The organism is Mycobacterium sp., from assembly GCF_046091765.1.
Lineage (GTDB): Bacteria > Actinomycetota > Actinomycetes > Mycobacteriales > Mycobacteriaceae > Mycobacterium.
Window position 1 is genome coordinate 1 of sequence record NZ_JBJTCF010000107.1, and the last position, 17,054, is coordinate 17,054.

The 17,054-nt window shown below is 68.8% G+C and carries 16 protein-coding genes; 2 read left to right on the forward strand and 14 right to left on the reverse strand.

Annotated features, from left to right (window positions below):
• Both ACKOB8_RS11665 and ACKOB8_RS11670 read right to left on the reverse strand, forming a co-directional pair.
• Nucleotides 1-1,160, reverse strand: a 1,160-nt coding sequence (locus ACKOB8_RS11665) for an SPFH domain-containing protein (protein ID WP_526377375.1), incomplete at its 3' end; no start/stop codon positions are given.
• Nucleotides 1,161-1,184: 24 nt separating this feature from the next.
• The gene (locus ACKOB8_RS11670) at nucleotides 1,185-1,616 is read right to left on the reverse strand and encodes an NfeD family protein (protein ID WP_526377376.1); all 432 of its coding nucleotides are present in this window, start codon (nucleotides 1,614-1,616) and stop codon (nucleotides 1,185-1,187) included.
• A gap of 96 nt (nucleotides 1,617-1,712) precedes the next feature.
• On the opposite strand from ACKOB8_RS11670, the gene ACKOB8_RS11675 reads away from it, so the two are divergent.
• Nucleotides 1,713-2,555: an Rv1486c family protein gene (locus tag ACKOB8_RS11675; protein WP_526377377.1), complete on the forward strand. Its 843-nt coding sequence runs from the start codon at nucleotides 1,713-1,715 to the stop codon at nucleotides 2,553-2,555.
• Here ACKOB8_RS11675 and ACKOB8_RS11680 read toward each other — a convergent pair.
• The 9 genes from ACKOB8_RS11680 to ACKOB8_RS11720 form a co-directional block, all read right to left on the reverse strand.
• Nucleotides 2,524-3,594: a ferrochelatase gene (locus tag ACKOB8_RS11680; protein ID WP_526377378.1), complete on the reverse strand. Its 1,071-nt coding sequence runs from the start codon at nucleotides 3,592-3,594 to the stop codon at nucleotides 2,524-2,526. The two genes, ACKOB8_RS11675 and ACKOB8_RS11680, sit on opposite strands and share 32 nt — an antisense overlap.
• Before the next feature lie 10 nt (nucleotides 3,595-3,604).
• On the reverse strand, nucleotides 3,605-4,414 hold the full coding sequence (gene inhA / locus ACKOB8_RS11685) for an NADH-dependent enoyl-ACP reductase InhA (protein WP_526377379.1): 810 nt from the start codon (nucleotides 4,412-4,414) through the stop codon (nucleotides 3,605-3,607).
• Between the two features lie 29 nt (nucleotides 4,415-4,443).
• Nucleotides 4,444-5,217, reverse strand: coding sequence for a 3-oxoacyl-ACP reductase FabG1 (gene fabG1 / locus ACKOB8_RS11690; RefSeq protein ID WP_526377380.1), 774 nt, complete (start codon nucleotides 5,215-5,217; stop codon nucleotides 4,444-4,446).
• Nucleotides 5,218-5,255: 38 nt separating this feature from the next.
• Nucleotides 5,256-6,263, reverse strand: coding sequence for a vWA domain-containing protein (locus tag ACKOB8_RS11695; protein ID WP_526377381.1), 1,008 nt, complete (start codon nucleotides 6,261-6,263; stop codon nucleotides 5,256-5,258).
• Between the two features lie 16 nt (nucleotides 6,264-6,279).
• Nucleotides 6,280-7,221 (reverse strand): DUF58 domain-containing protein, encoded by a 942-nt coding sequence (locus ACKOB8_RS11700; RefSeq protein WP_526377382.1) that lies wholly within the window; start codon nucleotides 7,219-7,221, stop codon nucleotides 6,280-6,282.
• Nucleotides 7,218-8,339 (reverse strand): chaperone MoxR1, encoded by a 1,122-nt coding sequence (gene moxR1 / locus ACKOB8_RS11705; protein WP_526377383.1) that lies wholly within the window; start codon nucleotides 8,337-8,339, stop codon nucleotides 7,218-7,220. The genes ACKOB8_RS11700 and moxR1 overlap by 4 nt, the downstream gene beginning before the upstream one ends.
• A 142-nt stretch (nucleotides 8,340-8,481) precedes the next feature.
• Nucleotides 8,482-9,183 carry an NlpC/P60 family peptidoglycan endopeptidase RipB gene (gene ripB, locus ACKOB8_RS11710; protein ID WP_526377384.1) on the reverse strand — a complete coding sequence of 234 codons (702 nt, stop codon included), beginning with the start codon at nucleotides 9,181-9,183 and terminating at the stop codon, nucleotides 8,482-8,484.
• Nucleotides 9,177-10,607, reverse strand: a complete 1,431-nt coding sequence (ripA, locus tag ACKOB8_RS11715) for an NlpC/P60 family peptidoglycan endopeptidase RipA (RefSeq protein ID WP_526377385.1) — start codon at nucleotides 10,605-10,607, stop codon at nucleotides 9,177-9,179. Before ripA ends, ripB begins: the two co-directional genes overlap by 7 nt.
• Before the next feature lie 232 nt (nucleotides 10,608-10,839).
• Complete coding sequence (locus tag ACKOB8_RS11720) at nucleotides 10,840-11,364, reverse strand: Rv1476 family membrane protein (protein WP_526377386.1); 525 nt, start codon at nucleotides 11,362-11,364, stop codon at nucleotides 10,840-10,842.
• 126 nt (nucleotides 11,365-11,490) lie between these two features.
• Here ACKOB8_RS11720 and ACKOB8_RS11725 point away from each other — a divergent pair, with 126 nt between their 5' ends.
• Nucleotides 11,491-14,307 carry an aconitate hydratase gene (locus ACKOB8_RS11725; protein ID WP_526377390.1) on the forward strand — a complete coding sequence of 939 codons (2,817 nt, stop codon included), beginning with the start codon at nucleotides 11,491-11,493 and terminating at the stop codon, nucleotides 14,305-14,307.
• Between the two features lie 7 nt (nucleotides 14,308-14,314).
• Here ACKOB8_RS11725 and ACKOB8_RS11730 read toward each other — a convergent pair whose 3' ends face one another.
• From ACKOB8_RS11730 to ACKOB8_RS11740, 3 genes are all read right to left on the reverse strand, one after another.
• Nucleotides 14,315-15,937, reverse strand: coding sequence for an ABC-F family ATP-binding cassette domain-containing protein (locus tag ACKOB8_RS11730; protein ID WP_526377387.1), 1,623 nt, complete (start codon nucleotides 15,935-15,937; stop codon nucleotides 14,315-14,317).
• Between the two features lie 19 nt (nucleotides 15,938-15,956).
• Nucleotides 15,957-16,775: an enoyl-CoA hydratase gene (locus ACKOB8_RS11735; protein ID WP_526377388.1), complete on the reverse strand. Its 819-nt coding sequence runs from the start codon at nucleotides 16,773-16,775 to the stop codon at nucleotides 15,957-15,959.
• Between the two features lie 24 nt (nucleotides 16,776-16,799).
• The coding region (locus ACKOB8_RS11740) for a thioredoxin domain-containing protein (protein WP_526377389.1) at nucleotides 16,800-17,054 on the reverse strand (255 nt) is incomplete at its 5' end.

A 17,054-nucleotide genomic window follows, 5' to 3' on the forward strand; every position in this document is an offset into this window, starting at 1 on the left:
GCACCGTGCCGGGCCGGGGGACCCAGGATTCCCGGCGAGTCGCCCGCCGCGGATTCGACCGGGACGCGCGCCTCGGCCCCGGCCTGGGCCACCGCCTGGGCGATCGCCGGATCGGATTGGGTGACGAACCACTCCGCCACCTCCGCGGTGTCGTCCGCCGGTGGGGCGACGTCGTCGTCGACGGGCGAGGGCTGGTAGCGGAACACCCCGTCGGAGCCGGGGGTTCCCAGCAGCTTGGCGAACCCCTGCAGCGCCGCTCCGAAGTCGCTGGGCACCAGCCAGACCTTGTTGGCCTCGCCCCGCGCCATCTGCGGAAGGGTCTGCAGGTACTGGTAGGCGAGCAGTTCCGGGGTAGGCCGGCCGGCTTTGATCGCCGCGAACGTCTTCTCGATGGCCTTGGCCTGCCCCTGCGCCTGCAGGTACTGGGCGGCCCGTTCGCCCTCCGCGCGCAGGATGCGCGACTGGCGCTCGGCCTCGGCGGCCAGGATGGCTGCCTGCTTGGCGCCTTCTGCGGCCAGGATCTGGGCCTGCTTTTGGCCCTCGGCCTGCTTGATGGAGGCCTCCCGGGTGCCTTCGGCGGTCAGGATCATGGCCCGCTTCTCACGGTCGGCGCGCATCTGCTTCTCCATCGAGTCCTGGATCGACGGCGGCGGGTCGATGCTGCGCAGTTCCACCCGGGCCACCCGCAGCCCCCATCGTCCGGTGGCCTCGTCGAGCACCCCGCGCAACTGGGCGTTGATCTGGTCGCGGCTGGTCAGCGTCTGCTCGAGGGTCATCCCCCCGACGACGTTGCGCAGCGTCGTGGTGGTCAGTTGCTCCACGCCGACGATGTAGTTGCTGATCTGGTAGACGGCGGCCTGCGGGTTGGTGACCTGGAAGTAGACCACGGTGTCGATGTTGACCGTGAGGTTGTCCTCGGTGATCACCGGCTGGGGCGGGAAGGACACCACCCGCTCGCGCAGATCGACCCGGGCCCGGATCCGGTCGATGAAGGGGACCAGCAGGGTGAGCTGTCCGGAGACCGTCTTGCTGTAGCGGCCGAGTCGCTCGATGACGGCGGCCTCGGCCTGCGGGATCAGCGCGATCGACTTGGCGACGATGATGACCGCGAAGAGCACCAGCACCGCCAACAGCACCAGACCGGCGAGAGCTCCATCCATGTTCGTTGTCCCCTCTTGTTGCGTCTAGTTGCGCCAGACCACCGCGGTGGCACCGTCGATGTGCATGACGGTCACCCGCTCGCCCGGTTCGTAGACATCGTCGTCGGTATAGGAGCGGGCCGTCCAGACTTCGCCGTCCAGCTTGACCCGGCCCCGGTGGCGGTCGACCTGGTCGAGCACCAGTGCATCCTTGCCCTCCAGCGCCCTGACCGGCTCCGGCAGTGCGGGTCCCGCGGTCAGTCGCCGCCGCAGCGCGGGACGTACGAGCACCAGCAGCAGCACCGAGACCACGAGGAAGACCGCGCCGTCGGCCCATACCGGCGGACTGAGCAGCCACGCCGAGGCCGCCGCCGCCAACGCTCCGCCACTGAGCATCACCAGGAACAGGTCGCCGGTGAGGACCTCGGCGGCGGCAAGGCCGAGCGCGAAGATCAGCCAGATCAACGCCACGGGCATACCGCAACGATACGCGGAATGCGACACCGGAATGGGGGTCGGCGACGGCGGGCGGGTGCGTGGCCGGCCAACGCCGCTTTGTCTACACTGCCTCCAATGTGGTGCCCGAGCGTCTCGCTGTCGGTGTGGGCCAACGCCTGGCTGGCCGGCCAGGCGGCCCCCGACGACGTTCTTGATGCCCTGAGCACTTGGGCGCCAACCCATTCGGTGACCGCACACGACTCCGTTGCGGCGGGCCGGGCCGGTCTGCCGTGGCCGGAGGTCGATGCCGCCGGTGCGATGTCTCTGCTGCAGACAGTGCGCGTCGCCGCCGGGCGCCGGGCGCAGGCCTGCTGGCCGGACCGGCCGGCGATCGCACTGGTGCTGCCGGTCGCCGGCGATGTCCGCGGCCTGGCCCCGGATACCCCGTTTCAGCGCGACGCCTTGACCGTCGGGGAAGCGGTCCTGGTGAGCGCGCCCGACGGGGGGACCGTCGGTTTGGTGCCGGAGTTCTGCGACACCGACGACGAACCTCCGTCGTGGACCACCCTGGCCTGGTCGGTCTATGCGCTGCCGTCCGGACCAACTCCCGACACCGCCGATCTCGGCGAGGCTGAATACGCCCTGCGATCGGCGGTCCGCTCCGCGGCGGAGGCGCTCGCCGGACTCGAACTGACCGGCGAGGACTGCACCGACCCGCGCGCGATGGTCGAGGAGGTCCTGCAAGCCGGTCGGCATCACCGCATGCCCGATCACGCTCCGCCGCGAGCGGTCCGGGTACTGAGCACCGCCGCCCACGTCGACGCCATCATCGCGGTCAGCGCGGGAGCCACCCCGATCGGCTCGCAGAGTGCGAGTCAGGCGCGGATCGCCGACGACGCACTGCGTCCGCTCGCCGGTGTCGTTCGATCGGCACGCGCGGCGGCGGTCAGCGCGATCCTGCTCTCGGCCTGGCAGTAGCCGCGGCACGCGCCGCACTGGCCGCACAGTCCGCGGTGCAGAAATCGCCGTTGACGCTCGCGCCGTACCCCGCAACGGGCTGCGGTCCGGCAACTCTCGCCGGCACTGCGCCGTCGCGGACCTCGTCGAGCAGGCTGAGCGCCAGCCGGGCGAAGCGACGGTCGGCATTGGGCGTCGTGGCGCGCGCCAGGGCGATACCGAGGTCCTGCGCCTGCTCGGCCAGTTCACTGTCCAGATCCCAGATCACCTCGATGTGGTCGGCCACGAAACCGACCGGGCAGACGATCACCGCCGTGGCGCCCGATTGCGAGAGCTCGGCAAGATGATCGCCCACATCGGGCTCCAGCCACGGCACCTGCGGCGGGCCGGACCGCGACTGCCACACCACGTCGTAGTCGGCATACCCGGCGGCAGAGGCGACCAGGCCGGAGGCATAGGCGACCTGGCGGGGATAGAGGCCCGGCCCGCACCGGTCGACGGCGCCGATGGGGATGGAGTGCGCAGTGAACACCAGTCGGGCGGTGTCGCGTAGTGGCGCCGGCAGGGTCTGGGCCGCCTCGGCGATCGCGTCGGTGAACATGGCCACCAGCATCGGATGGTCGAAGTACTGGCGCAGCTTGACCAGTTCGGGTGCGTCCGCGCCGACCGCGGCACGGGCCCGGACGATGTCCTCCTGGTACTGGGTGCAGCCCGAGTAGCCGCCCCACGCCGACGTGGTGAACACCGCAGCCCGCCGGATCCCGTCGGATGCCATGGTCGCCACGGTTTCCTCGATGAACGGCTTCCAGTTGCGGTTACCGAAGTACACCGGCAGTTTTTCGCCCCGCTCGGCGATCTCAGCCCGGATCTGCTCGATCAGAGCGCGATTGATGGCATTGATCGGCGAGACTCCGCCGAAGTGAAGGTAGTGCTCGGCGACCGACTCGAGTCGCTCGCGCGGGATACCGCGGCCGCGGGTCACGTTCTCCAGAAACGGCATCACCTGCTCGGGACCCTCGGGTCCACCGAAGGACAACAGCAGCAGCGCGTCGAAGGTCATCGTCACACCATCAGATCAGCTGCGTGCTGGCGCCGCCATCGGCGTAGATGACCGTCCCGGTGGTCGCCGGCAGCCAGTCGGACACCAGAGCACACACCGTTTTGGCGACCGCGGTGGGATCTCTCATGTCCCAGCCCAACGGAGCGCGCTGATCCCAGCCCTCCTCCAGCATCCGCATCTCGTCCTTGAATTCCTCGCCCAGCGCGCCGCCCATGATCGCGCTCATCGCCAGCGTCCGGATCGGCCCGGCCGCAACGAGATTGGACCGTACTCCGGCCTTGCCCGCTTCCCGGGCGACGAACCTGTTGATCGACTCCAGGGCGCTCTTGGCCACGGTCATCCAGTTGTAGGCGGGCATTGCGCGGGTGGGATCGAAGTCCATGCCCACGATGCCACCGCCCGGGTTCATGATCGGCAGCACCGCCTTGGCCAGCGAGGCGTAGGAGTACGCCGAGACGTGAATGCCGCGAGCGACGTCCTCGAAAGGCGCGTCGAAGAACGGGTTGATGCCCATTCCGCTGGCGGGCATGTTTCCGATCGAGTGCACCACGCCGTCGAGTTTGTTGCCCGCGCCGATCACCTCGGTGATCCGGTCGGCCAGGGTGTCGAGGTGCTCCTGGTTCGCGACATCGAGTTCGAGCAGTGGGGCCGGCTTGGGCAGTCGGTCGACGATCCGCTGGATCAGCCGCAGCCGGTCAAAACCGGTGCAGACGATCTCCGCCCCGGCCTCCTGCGCCACCCGGGCGATGTGGAACGCGATCGACGAGTCGGTGATGATGCCCGTGACGAGAACGCGCTTGCCTTCGAGAAGCCCTGCCATCTGGGTCCTTTCCACGCCTTCCAGGGGGCCTAGTGGCCCATGCCCATACCGCCGTCGACCGGGATCACCGCACCGGAGATGTAGCCGGCGTCCTCGGAGGCCAGGAAGCTGACCGCCCCGGCGACCTCCTCGGCGGTGCCGATCCGCTTGGCCGGGATGAAGTCCAGGGCGCCCTGTTGAATCCGCTCGTCAAGCGAGCGGGTCATGTCGGTGTCGATGTAGCCCGGGGCGACCACGTTCGCGGTGATGCCCGCCTTCGACAACTCCCGGGCGATGGAGCGCGCCATGCCGATCACCCCGGCCTTGGAGGCCGCGTAGTTGGCCTGGTTGCCGATGCCCCAGGTACCGGAGACCGATCCCACGAAGATCATCCGGCCGAACCGGTTGCGCTGCATGCTGCGCGATGCCCGCTGGGCCACCCGGAACGCCCCGGTGAGGTTGGCGTCGATGACCTTCTCGAACTTCTCCTCGGTCATCCGCATCAGGAATGCGTCCGCGGTCACCCCGGCGTTGGAGACCAGCACCTCGACCGGACCCTGGTGCTCCTCGACGGCCGTGAACGCGGCGTCCACCGCGGCCGAGTCGGTGACGTCGCACTGCACCCCGAACAGCCCCTCGGGGGCTCCCGAGCCGCGATGGGTGACGGCCACCCGGTGCCCGTCGGCGACCAGTCGCCGGGCTATCGCCAGACCGATGCCCCGATTTCCGCCGGTGACCAGCACCGAGCGGGAGACGAACGGGGGCTTGGCAGCTGCGGTGGGGACGGCCGTCTCGGTCTCGGTCGTGTCCGTCAACTCGGTCATGTCGGTCAACTTAGCGCCTGCGACTTCCGGCGCCGGGATCAGCCGGGCAGTCGCCGGTTGATCAGCAGCGCAGCGACAGCGGCCAACGCCAGAGTCAGTGCACCGAGCCGAAGCCAGCCGACGCTGGCGTCACCCTTGATGGTTTCGTAGCCGATCTGGTCCTGCAGGGTGGTGAACACCTCCTTGAGCTGCTCCAGGCTCGAGGCGGTGTAGTTGTTGCCGTCGGAGAGTTCGGCGATCCGCTTCAGCATCGCGTCGTCGACCGGTACCGGCTGGCGCTGGTCGTTGATCTCGACATAGCCGTAGGGCGTACCGAACGAGACCGTGGAGATCGGCACTCCCTGGTCCTTGGCCGTCCGCGCCGCGGTGAAGGCACCCTTGGGGTTGTCCGGGTTGGACGGCACCGTCTCCTTGCCGTCGGACATCAGCACGATCCGCGCCGGCGGCGGACCGTCTCCGCCGCCGATCACCGCACCGACGGTGGCGATCGCCTGCAGGGCGGTGAAGATCGCCTCCCCGGTGGCAGTGCGGTCGGCCAGTTGCAGCTTGTCGATCGCCGCCTTCGTCGCCTCCCGGCTGGTCGTCGGCGAGACCAGCACGGTCGCCGTGCCCGCGTAGGCGATCAGGCCGAGGTTGATACCGGGTGTGAGCTGGTCGGCGAACTGTTTGGCGGCTTCCTGCGCGGCCGCCAGCCGGCTGGGCTCGACGTCGGTCGCCCGCATCGATTGCGACACGTCGATGGTGAGCATGACGACGGCGCGGTTGCGCGGGATCCGGACGTCGTTCTGCGGTCCGGCCATGGCGATGGTCAGCAGCACCAGTGCGGAGACCAGCAGGATCGCCGGCAGGTGCCGCCACTTGTTGGGACGTTGGGGAGCGACACTCTCCAGCAGCTCCATGTTGGCGAACCGGAGAATGCGTTTCTGCCGCGCGTATTGCACGACCACGTAGAACGCCGCCAGGGCCGCCACCACGACCAGGAACAGGAAGAACCACGGATGGGCGAAGTCGGTCAGCGACAGCGGCCCGAGCAGGGGCAGGGTCATGCTCTCTCCAGGCTCACTACAGGCCCGCTATCGCGCCGCGGCGGCGTGAGGCCACGAACCGCACGATGTCGGCGACCCAGTCGCGGTCGGTGCGAAGCGTCATCAGCGGGGCGCCGCAACGGCGCAGGGTGCGGGCCACCTCCTCGCGGTGGGCCGCGGCGGCGCGGGCGAAGTCGTCGCGAAGTTGAGCATCGATGGTGAACTCGCGGGTGACCCCGGATTCGGTGTCCTGGAGGATCACATCACCGACATCGGGCAGTTCGACGTCGCGGGGGTCGAGCACCTCGATGCCGAGCACTTCATGACGGGCGGCGATGGCGCGCAGCGGGCGCATCCAGGTGATCGGGCCGAGGAAGTCGCTGATGATCACGGCCATGCCGCGTCGGCGTTCGGGCCTGCGCAGCGCGTCAATGGCGCTGGCCAGGTCGCCGCGAACACCCAGCGGTGCCCGCGGACTGGTGGCGATGGCCCGCAGTAGCGTCTGCTCGTGCTGACGGCCGGACCGGGCCGGTACCCGGATGATGTTCTGGCCGTTGGCGATCAGCGCTCCCAGCCGATTGCCGCCACCGCTGTTGAGGTAGGTGATCGCGGCCGCCGCCGCGACGACGAGGTCCCGCTTCTCGCAACCGGCGGTCCCGAAGTCGAGACTGGCCGACATGTCGACCACCAGCCACGTCTCCAATTCCCGGTCGGCGATCATCTGCCGCACGTGCGGATGGGTCGTTCTGGCGGTCACCGACCAGTCCATCCGCCTGACGTCGTCACCAGGCTGGTAGAGCCGTGACTCGCCGGCCTCCGAACCCGGCCCGGGTATCAGGCCGAGGTGGTTGCCCTGCAGAACACCGTCGAGTTTGCGCTTGACGGTGAGTTCGAGTGTGCGCAGCGCCGCCGACAACTTGGCGTCACCGGTCTCACCCCGACCGAAGGAGGGCGGGTGGATGCTGTCGGACTCGCTCACCGAACGTTAGCGCCAGCCACCGGAGGCACGGAAGCGCCCACCGGAGGCACCGAATGTCCCTGCTGCGGGACGGCATTGACCTGGGGCAGGGCCACGGTCTGCAGAATCCGGCCGATCACGGTTTCCGGTTTGACATCGTCTGCGAGCGCGTCGTAGGTCAGGACCAGGCGGTGGCGCAGGACGTCGGGGATGACGTCGATGACGTCCTGGGGAACGACGTAGTCGCGACCGCGGATCAGGGCGATGGCGCGGGCGGCGGCGATGATGCCCAGCGAGGCTCGTGGCGATGCGCCGAAGGCCACCCAGGCCTTGACGTCGTTCATGCCGAACTGCTCGGGCCGCCGGGTGGCGGTCACGACGCGCACGACGTAGTCGACGAGGGCGTGGTGGACGAAGTTGTTCGCCGCGACATCCTGGAGCCGCAGCAGGTCGCCGGTTTCCAGAATCTGCTTGGGTTCCGGCGGGGTGACGCCCATCCGGTAGATGATCTCGCGTTCCTCTTCCGGCGAGGGGTACCCGACGTTGATCTTGAACAGGAAGCGGTCGCGCTGCGCCTCCGGCAGCGGGTAGACGCCCTCGTTCTCGATCGGGTTCTGGGTGGCCATCACCAGGAACGGCTTGGGCAGCGGGTAGGTCTTCCCGCCGATGGAGATCTTGCGTTCTGCCATCACCTCCAGCAGCGCGGACTGCACCTTGGCCGGGGCGCGGTTGATCTCGTCGGCGAGCAGGAAGTTGACTACGACCGGTCCGAGCTCGATGTCGAATTCCTCGCGGCCCTGGCGGTAGATGCGGGTCCCGATGATGTCGGTGGGCACCAGGTCCGGGGTGAACTGGATACGGGCGAAGGTTCCGCCGACGACCCGGGCGAAGGTCTCCACAGCCAGTGTCTTGGCCACCCCGGGAACACCCTCGAGCAGGACGTGACCCTTGGCCAGCAGCCCGACCAGGATCCGCTCGACGAGCTGGTCCTGGCCGACGATGATGCGCTTGACCTCGAAGATCGCCCGTTCCAGCGTGTGCACCTCGCCGGCCAGGCCATTGCCACCGGCCGGCGGCGCCGCGGCCCCGCCCTGACCCGGACGGCCTGCGCCCACGGGTGGTCCTGCTGGTGACGTCATCGACTTCCTCCACTTGTGACACGGCGGCTGACACTGCGGTGCAGCCGCCGGGCTGGATTGCCCCGGAGACAACTATTCCAGGCGTTCCGGAATCCGTCGATGCGGGTTCCGGCTATCCCGTCGCACCCGGTCCGGCGCGTGCTCAGGTTTCGATGACCCGCGTGACGTACGGGGTCATGCCCGCCGTGCGCACCGGACTGACCGTGACCTGGCCGGCCGCCGACGAGGACTCCAGCATCTGGCCGTTACCCAGGTAGATGGTGACGTGCTGGCTGCCGCTGGGGCCGTAGAAGATCAAGTCGCCCCGCTTGGCCTGGGAGGGGGCCACCTGGCGGCCCGCGCTGTACTGGTCCCCGGAGTACTTGGGCAGCAGGACACCGACACCGGCGAAGGCGTAGCGGACGAAGCCCGAGCAGTCGTAGCCGACCTTCCCCGCGTCGTGGTCCACCCCGGCGCTGGGCCCGTTGATCGCGCCGCCGCCCCACGAGTAGGGCACCCCCTGCTGGGAGGCGGCCCGGCGGATCACGTACTCGATGGCCTGCGGTCCGCGAACCCGGGCACCGGGCGACGCGGTCGGAGCACCGCCGATGCCCAGACCGGCCAGGAACTTGCGGCCGAGGTCCATCGTCGCCTGGGCGGCCTGCTGGGTGAACGCCAGCGAGGCCTGGGCCACCGCCACCGGGTCGCCGGGGGCTCCGGCGCTGAGGATCTGCGGCAGGGTCGGATCCCACTGCGGCTCAGCCGCCGCCGGACCGGCGAGCCCGACCGACAGCGCCAGAGCCGCCAGCACCGCGGCCAGCGCGCGGCGCGCGCAGCGCACCCGCACCCGGCCGGCAGTCACCATTCGACGTAGCGCACGACGAAGGGGGTCATGCCGCTGGTCCGCACCGGGGAGATCTTGACCACCGACCCGGTGTAGGGCGCCTCGATCATCTGGCCGTTGCCGAGGTAGAGCGTGACGTGCTGGCTACCGCCGGGACCGTAGAAGATCACGTCGCCGCGACGCATCTGCGAGGCCGGAATCTGACGGCCCATCTTGTACTGCGATCCCGAGTAGTGCGGCAGTTTGATGCCGACCCCGGCGAAGGCGTAGAGGATCAGTCCCGAGCAGTCGAACCCGACCGTGCCCGCGCCCGAGTCGATACCACGGCTGGGCCCCGCGGCGTTGCCGCCGCCCCATGAGTAGGGCACACCCAGCTGCGACATCGCCCGGCGGATGACGTGCTCGACGGCGGCACTGCCGGCGACGAAGGGGATCGCGCCGTTGTTGATGCCGGTCGAGGTGGGCTTGAGGATGCCCATCTGCTGCAGGAACTGCTTGCCCAGCTGCTGGGTGACCTGCAGCGAGTTCATCGCGATCTGCAGCACGGCGTTGATGATCTGGACCGGATCCCCGGACAGGAACGCGCTGGGGATCGCCGGCAGGGTGAGATCCCACTGCGACGGATCGCCGTAGGGCACCCGGACGGCGCTGGGATCCTGGCCCGGCTCCCAGCGATCGGTACCGGACGAGCCCGCCTCACCCGCCGAACCCGCCGAACCCGCCGAACTCCCGGCAGCCGGCAGATCCCAGGACCGTGCGGCGTTCAGCTTCTCCTGCGCGGTCTTGCGCTGTGCGGCGAGCCGGTCGATCTCGGCCTGCTGTGCGCGGAAGGCCTGCTGCGCCTCGGTGAGAGCGGCCACCGCGGCATCCTGGCTGCTCTGGGCGTCCCGGACGGCCCGGTCAGCCTTGCGCTTGGCCATCCGCGCCGAGGCGTCGCGGTTGACCACCTCTGTGCGCGCCCGCGCCAGCCCGGCCATCACCTGCTCGGAACTGAGCGCCAAGGTCTGGCCGGCGGCGGTCGTCGCGATGATCTCCTCAGGGGTACGGGCCACCACGAGCGCCGCCGAGGGGCCGTTGACATAACTGGCCGCGGCGAAGGTGTCGAACCTGCGCTGCGCCGCGGCGATCGCGGCGTTGGCGTCCTGCACCGCGTGATGGCTGTCCTCGACCTGCTGCTCGGCCAGAGCGGCGGCCTCCCGGGCGGACTGGACCTCCACGATCGCCTTGTTGACGCTTTCCTGCTGGAGTTGCACCTGGGCACCGACGTCCTGCAGGCGCTGGTCGGCCTCCGCGACGTCAGCGACCAGCGTGGCCAGACTGGTGGGCTCGGCGATCGGCTCCGCGTGCACCAGACCGGGAACGGTCAGGACCATCGCGGCGCTCAGAGTCGGCGGGCAGATGAGTCGGATGATCCGGACGGAAGAGCGGCGGTCGGAAGGTCTCATTCGCGTCGGACTCCTCATGCTCGAAGACGCTCACGGATTAACTGATTTCACATCCGCCACTTCAATAACAATGGCTTCAGTTGCACCGTACGTCACAATTGTCGCAGAGGAAACTAGAGGCAAGAATTACAAGTTTGTCATTTGAATGATGTGACCGAAAGGAAATCTTATGGAACTGCCACAAAGGGCCGTTTAGCCAGCTAGAAGATGGTTTTCGGGCGCACCGAATGTTTCATTCCCGTTGTGCTCTGCGGTGCAGAACTCGGGTCGCAACAGCGGCCCCGGCGACGCCGATCACGAGCAGGATCGTGAATGGCGTCCAGGGGAAATCCGGGGTGTTCAACTGGTCGACGAAATTCTGCGCGCCCTGCACCGCATTGGGCGCCGTCTTGGCGACGTCCTGGCCCGCTTCCAGGGTCACCCGGTCGTAGCGCGTGCTGTACGTACCGGCCCAGCCCGGGCTGATCACCAGCACGGTGGCCCCGGGGTGGGCCTGGCCCACCTCGGTGGCGACGTCGCGCAGCGGGGTGTCGATCGGCGGGCTCTTGTCCATGACGACGACCTTGAGGTCGAGACCCCGCTCGCGGGCACCGGCGACGACTTTCTGCAGTCCGGGCACCTCGACGGCGGGGGCCGCGATGCCGTCGGTCGCGACGTCGGCGAGGACGGCGTCCATGCACTGATCCAGCGACGTCGACACCGGAAGGCTGACCGCCGTGCACACCTCGACCGGGATGTAAGTCGGCAGCACGGTCACGACTGCCGACCGTACCGCGCCCGCCCGGCGGAAAGGACAGCACGCGCCGGGGCGTACCAGACTCCGGACGAAACCTGCGGGACTACCTCTAGGATTCGTCCTGTGAGCAACTCCCCCAATCCCTCGCTGAACTCGTTCGACGCCCGCGACACCCTGACGGTCGGGAGCAAGAGCTACGAGATCTACCGGCTCGCCGCGGTGCCGGGCACCGAACGGCTCCCCTACAGCCTCAAGGTCCTCGCCGAGAACCTGCTGCGCACCGAGGACGGCGCCAACATCACCGCCGACCACATCCGCGCGATCGCGAACTGGGATCCCGCCGCGGAACCCAACACCGAGATCCAGTTCACCCCGGCCAGGGTCATCATGCAGGACTTCACCGGGGTGCCCTGCGTCGTCGACCTGGCCACCATGCGCGAGGCGGTGGCCGAACTCGGTGGCGACCCCGACAAGGTCAACCCGCTGGCGCCGGCCGAGCTGGTGATCGACCATTCGGTCATCCTCGACGTGTTCGGCCGCGCGGACGCCTTCGAGCGCAACGTCGAGATCGAGTACCAGCGCAACGCCGAGCGCTACCAGTTCCTGCGCTGGGGCCAGGGCGCCTTCGACGACTTCAAGGTGGTGCCGCCCGGCACCGGGATCGTCCACCAGGTCAACATCGAGTACCTGGCCCGAGTCGTGATGGTTCGCGAGATCGGCGGCAGTCCGGTCGCCTACCCGGATACCTGTGTGGGCACCGACAGTCACACCACCATGGTCAACGGCCTCGGGGTGCTGGGGTGGGGCGTGGGCGGGATCGAGGCCGAAGCCGCCATGCTCGGCCAGCCGGTGTCGATGCTGATCCCCCGGGTCGTCGGCTTCAAGCTGACCGGCGAGATCAAGCCGGGAGTCACCGCCACCGACGTGGTCCTGACCGTCACCGACATGCTGCGCAAGCACGGCGTGGTGGGCAAGTTCGTCGAGTTCTACGGCAGGGGCGTCGCCGAGGTGCCGCTCGCCAACCGCGCGACGCTGGGCAACATGAGCCCCGAATTCGGCTCGACTGCCGCGATCTTCCCGATCGACGAGGAGACCATTAAGTATCTGCGGTTGACGGGGCGCCCCGACGAGCAACTGGCGCTGGTGGAGTCCTACGCCAAAGCGCAGGGCATGTGGCACGACCCGGACCATGAGCCGACGTTCTCCGAGTACCTCGAGCTGGATCTGTCAACCGTCGTGCCGTCGATCGCCGGCCCCAAGCGTCCCCAGGACCGCATCGAACTCTCCGACGCGAAAACGGCCTTCCGCAAGGACATCCACAACTATGTGGAGGAGCACCACCCGGCACCGGAGACCAAACTCGACGAGGCGGTCGAGGAGTCCTTCCCGGCCAGCGACCCGGCGGCGCTGTCCTTCGCCGACAACGGTGCGGTAGACATGCGGCCGTCGGCCGCCTCCAGCGCCGAGGGCCGGCCGACCAAGCCGGTGCTGGTGCGCTCGGCTGATCGCGGTGAGTTCGTGCTCGACCACGGCGCGGTCGTGGTCGCCGGGATCACCTCATGCACCAACACCTCGAACCCGTCGGTGATGCTCGGGGCGGCACTGCTGGCCAAGAAGGCCGTCGAGAAGGGCTTGAGCACCAAGCCGTGGGTGAAGACCAACATGGCGCCGGGCTCCCAGGTGGTGACCGACTACTACGAGAAGGCGGGCCTGTGGCCGTACCTGGAGAAGCTGGGCTACTACCTGGGCGGCTACGGCTGCACCACCTGCATCGGCAACACCGGCCCGCTGCCGGAGGAGATCTCCAAGGCGATCAACGACAACGACCTCTCGGTGACCGCCGTGCTGTCCGGCAACCGCAACTTCGAGGGCCGCATCTCCCCCGACGTCAAGATGAACTACCTCGCCTCGCCGCCCCTGGTGATCGCCTACGGCATCGCCGGGACGATGGACTTCGACTTCACCTCCGACCCGCTGGGCAAGGACGCTGACGGCAAGGACGTGTTCCTCGCCGATATCTGGCCGACCCAGAAGGAAATCGACGACGTCATCGCCGCCTCGATCAACCGGGAGATGTTCACCGAGAGCTACGCCGACGTGTTCAAGGGCGACGAGCGCTGGCGCAAGCTGCCCACCCCCTCGGGCAGCACCTTCGCGTGGGACCCCAAGTCGACGTACGTCCGCAAGGCTCCGTATTTCGACGGTATGCCGGCCCAACCGCAACCGGTCGACGACATCCGGGGCGCCAGAGTGCTTGCGCTGCTCGGGGATTCGGTTACCACCGACCACATCTCGCCCGCGGGTGCGATCAAGAAGGGAACCCCGGCCGCCCAGTACCTCGAAGCCAACGGCGTCAAGCCGGCCGACTTCAACTCCCTGGGTTCGCGCCGCGGCAACCACGAGGTGATGATCCGCGGCACCTTCGCCAACATCAGGCTCAGCAACAAGGTGCTCGCCGGGCTCGGCGAGGTCGTGTCGGGCGGCTACACCCGCGACTTCACCCAGCCGGGCGGTCCGCAGGCCTTCATCTACGATGCCGCCCAGAACTACGCGGCGAAGGGCATCCCGCTGGTGGTACTCGGCGGCAAGGAGTACGGCTCGGGTTCGTCACGCGACTGGGCGGCGAAGGGAACACGGCTTCTGGGCGTGCGGGCGGTGATCACGGAGTCCTTCGAGCGCATCCACCGCTCCAACCTGATCGGGATGGGTGTGATCCCGTTGCAGTTCCCGGCCGGAGAGTCCGCGACATCGCTGAAACTGGACGGCACCGAGGTGTTCGACATCACCGGCATCGAAGCCCTCAACACGGGCAAGACGCCCAAGACCGTGCACGTCACCGCGACCAAGGATGACGGCTCCACGGTGGAGTTCGACGCGGTGGTCCGCATCGACACCCCCGGCGAAGCCGACTACTACCGCAACGGCGGCATCCTGCAGTACGTGCTGCGCAACATGTTGGCCTGAAGCGGGTTCAGGCCAGCTCGATGAGGCTGGCGTAGTCCTGCGACCAGTGGTCTTCGGTACCGTCGGGCAGCAAGACCACCCGCTGCGGTTCCAGCGCCTCGGCCGCTCCCGGGTCGTGTGTCACCAAAACCACCGCACCGCGGTAGCTGCGCAGCGCGTCGAGGACCTGCTCGCGCGATGCGGGGTCGAGGTTGTTCGTCGGTTCGTCGAGCAGCAGCACATTGGCCGTCGAGGCCACCAGTCCGGCGAGCGCGAGGCGGGTCTTCTCGCCGCCGGACAGGGTTCCGGCGGGCTGGTCCAGTTGCGCGCCGCTGAACATGAAGGCCCCCAGCAGGCCGCGCAGGTCCTGCTCACCGGTGTCAGGTGCGGCGTGGCGGATGTTCTCCCACACGGTCGCGACGTTGTCCAGGGTGTCGTGTTCCTGGGCGAAGTAACCGATCTTGCACCCGTGTCCGGGCTCCAGCTGCCCGGCGTCGGGCTGCTCGGTTCCGGCCAGCAGCCGCAGCAGGGTGGTCTTGCCCGCACCGTTGAGGCCCAGCACCACCACCCGGGATCCACGGTCGATGGCCAGGTCGACGCCGGTGAACACCTCCAGCGAGCCGTAGTTCTTGGTCAGTCCCCGGGCCACCAGCGGCGTGCGGCCGCACGGTGCCGGATTCGGGAATCTGATCCGGGCCACCTTGTCGGCGACCCGCTCAGCATCCAGGGCGGCCATCATCCGGTCGGCCCGGCGCAGCATGTTCTGCGCGGCAACGGCTTTGGTGGCCTTGGCGCCGAGCTTGGCGGCCTGCGTGCGAAGTGCCGCCGCCTTGCGCTCGGCGTTGGTCCGCTCCCGGCGGCGCCGCTGTTCGTCGGTGGCGCGGGCGTCGAGGTACTTCTGCCAGCCCATGTTGTAGACGTCGACCTCGCCACGGATCGCGTCGAGGAACCACACCCGGTTCACCACGTCGGCGAGCAACTCGACGTTATGGCTGATGATCACCAGGCCGCCGGCGTGGACCTTGAGGAAGTCGCGCAGCCAGCCGATGGAGTCGGCGTCGAGGTGGTTGGTCGGCTCGTCGAGCAGCAGCGTGGTCGAGTTTCCGGAGTCACTGGCGGCGAACAGGATTCGAGCGAGTTCGACCCGGCGGCGCTGTCCGCCGGACAGTGTGCGCAGCGGCTGGGTCAGCACCCGCTCCGGCAACCCCAGGCTCGCGCTGATCCGCCCCGCCTCGCTCTCCGCGGCGTAACCGCCCAACGCGGCGAAGCGTTCCTCAAGCTGGCCGTAGCGGTGGACCGCCCGGTCGCGCTCGGAGTCGTCGACGACCTCGGCCATCACCACCTGCTGCTTCTCCAGTTCTGCCAGCAGCGTGTCCAGCCCGCGCGCCGAGAGCACCCGGTCGCGGGCCAGCACCTCCAGATCACCCTCGCGGGGATCCTGGGGCAGGTAGCCGACGGGCCCGCTGCGCGCCACGGTGCCGGCATACGGGTCGCCCTCCCCCGCCAGGATTCGCATCGTGGTGGTCTTTCCGGCGCCGTTGCGGCCCACCAGGCCGATCCGGTCGCCGGGCTGTATCCGCAGTGCGGGCCCCTCGGCGAGCAGCAGGGTGCGCGCCCCGGCGCGGACCTCCAGGTCCGTTGCGGTGATCACGGCACTCTCCTACCCGGATCTACTTGTCGTCGGTGAAGACCGGCGGCCGCTGCTCGGCGCGCGCGGCGACCGCTTCCTCGAAGTTGGCGGTGAGCAGCCGCACGTAGAGCTGCCCGAGGCCCTCGGCCTGCATGTGTCCCTCCAGGGTACTGGCGTCCAGTCCGGTCCACAGCGTCCGCTTGGTCAACTCGATGCCCGGACGGGAGAAGGCGGCGATCCGGGCGGCCATCTCGTAGCAGGTCGGCAGCAGATCCGCGGGCGCGACCTGCCGGGATACCAGACCGATGCGCTCGGCCTCGGCCGCGTCGACGTCGCGGCCGATGAGCATGATCTCGAAGGCGCGGGAGCTGCCGATGGCGCGCGGCAGCAGATAGCTCAGGCCCAGCTCGCTGGCGGTCAGGCCATTGTTGATGCCGGCGGCCCGAAAGTACGCCTCAGCCGAGGCCACCCGGATGTCGGCGGCCAGCGCCAGACACAGCCCGCCGCCGATGGCCGCGCCGTTGACCGCCGCGATGATCGGCTGGTGCAACCGGCGCATCGCCAGGATCACCTCGTCGAGCAGTTCCATCGAACGCAGCGCGTGGGAGGGCCGGGTCAGCCCGGCAACATGCGGCACCGCCCCGGCGGACTTCTGGTCAGCCCCGGAGGAGAACCCCCGCCCCGCGCCGGTCAACACCACGACGCGGACGTCGTTGTCGTGGTTCAGTTCGGCGAGCACCTGTCGCAGCGGCACCATGACGTCGAAGGCCATCGAGTTCATCCGCTCGGGCCGGTTCAGGGTGACCAGGGCAACATGCGGCCGGGGCCGGTCGACGAGTACGAAACCCGAATCGCTCATCGTTGCACGCTAGCGCGTGCGGGTTCAGGTCTGCTGGTCGCCGGCCGGGGAGTTCTGGCTCGCCTGGACATCGAAGTCGCGGATCTGCGTGATCAAGGCCTCCAGCGCAGCCGGCGGCAGGGCGCCGGCCTGGTTGAACACCAGATGCCCTTGCTTGAACGCCATCAGGGTCGGGATGGCGCGGATCTCGGCGGCCGCGGCGAGCTGCTCCTGAGCCTCGGTGTCGACCTTGCCGAAGACGATGTCGGGGTGCTTGTCCGACGCCGCGGCAAAGGTCGG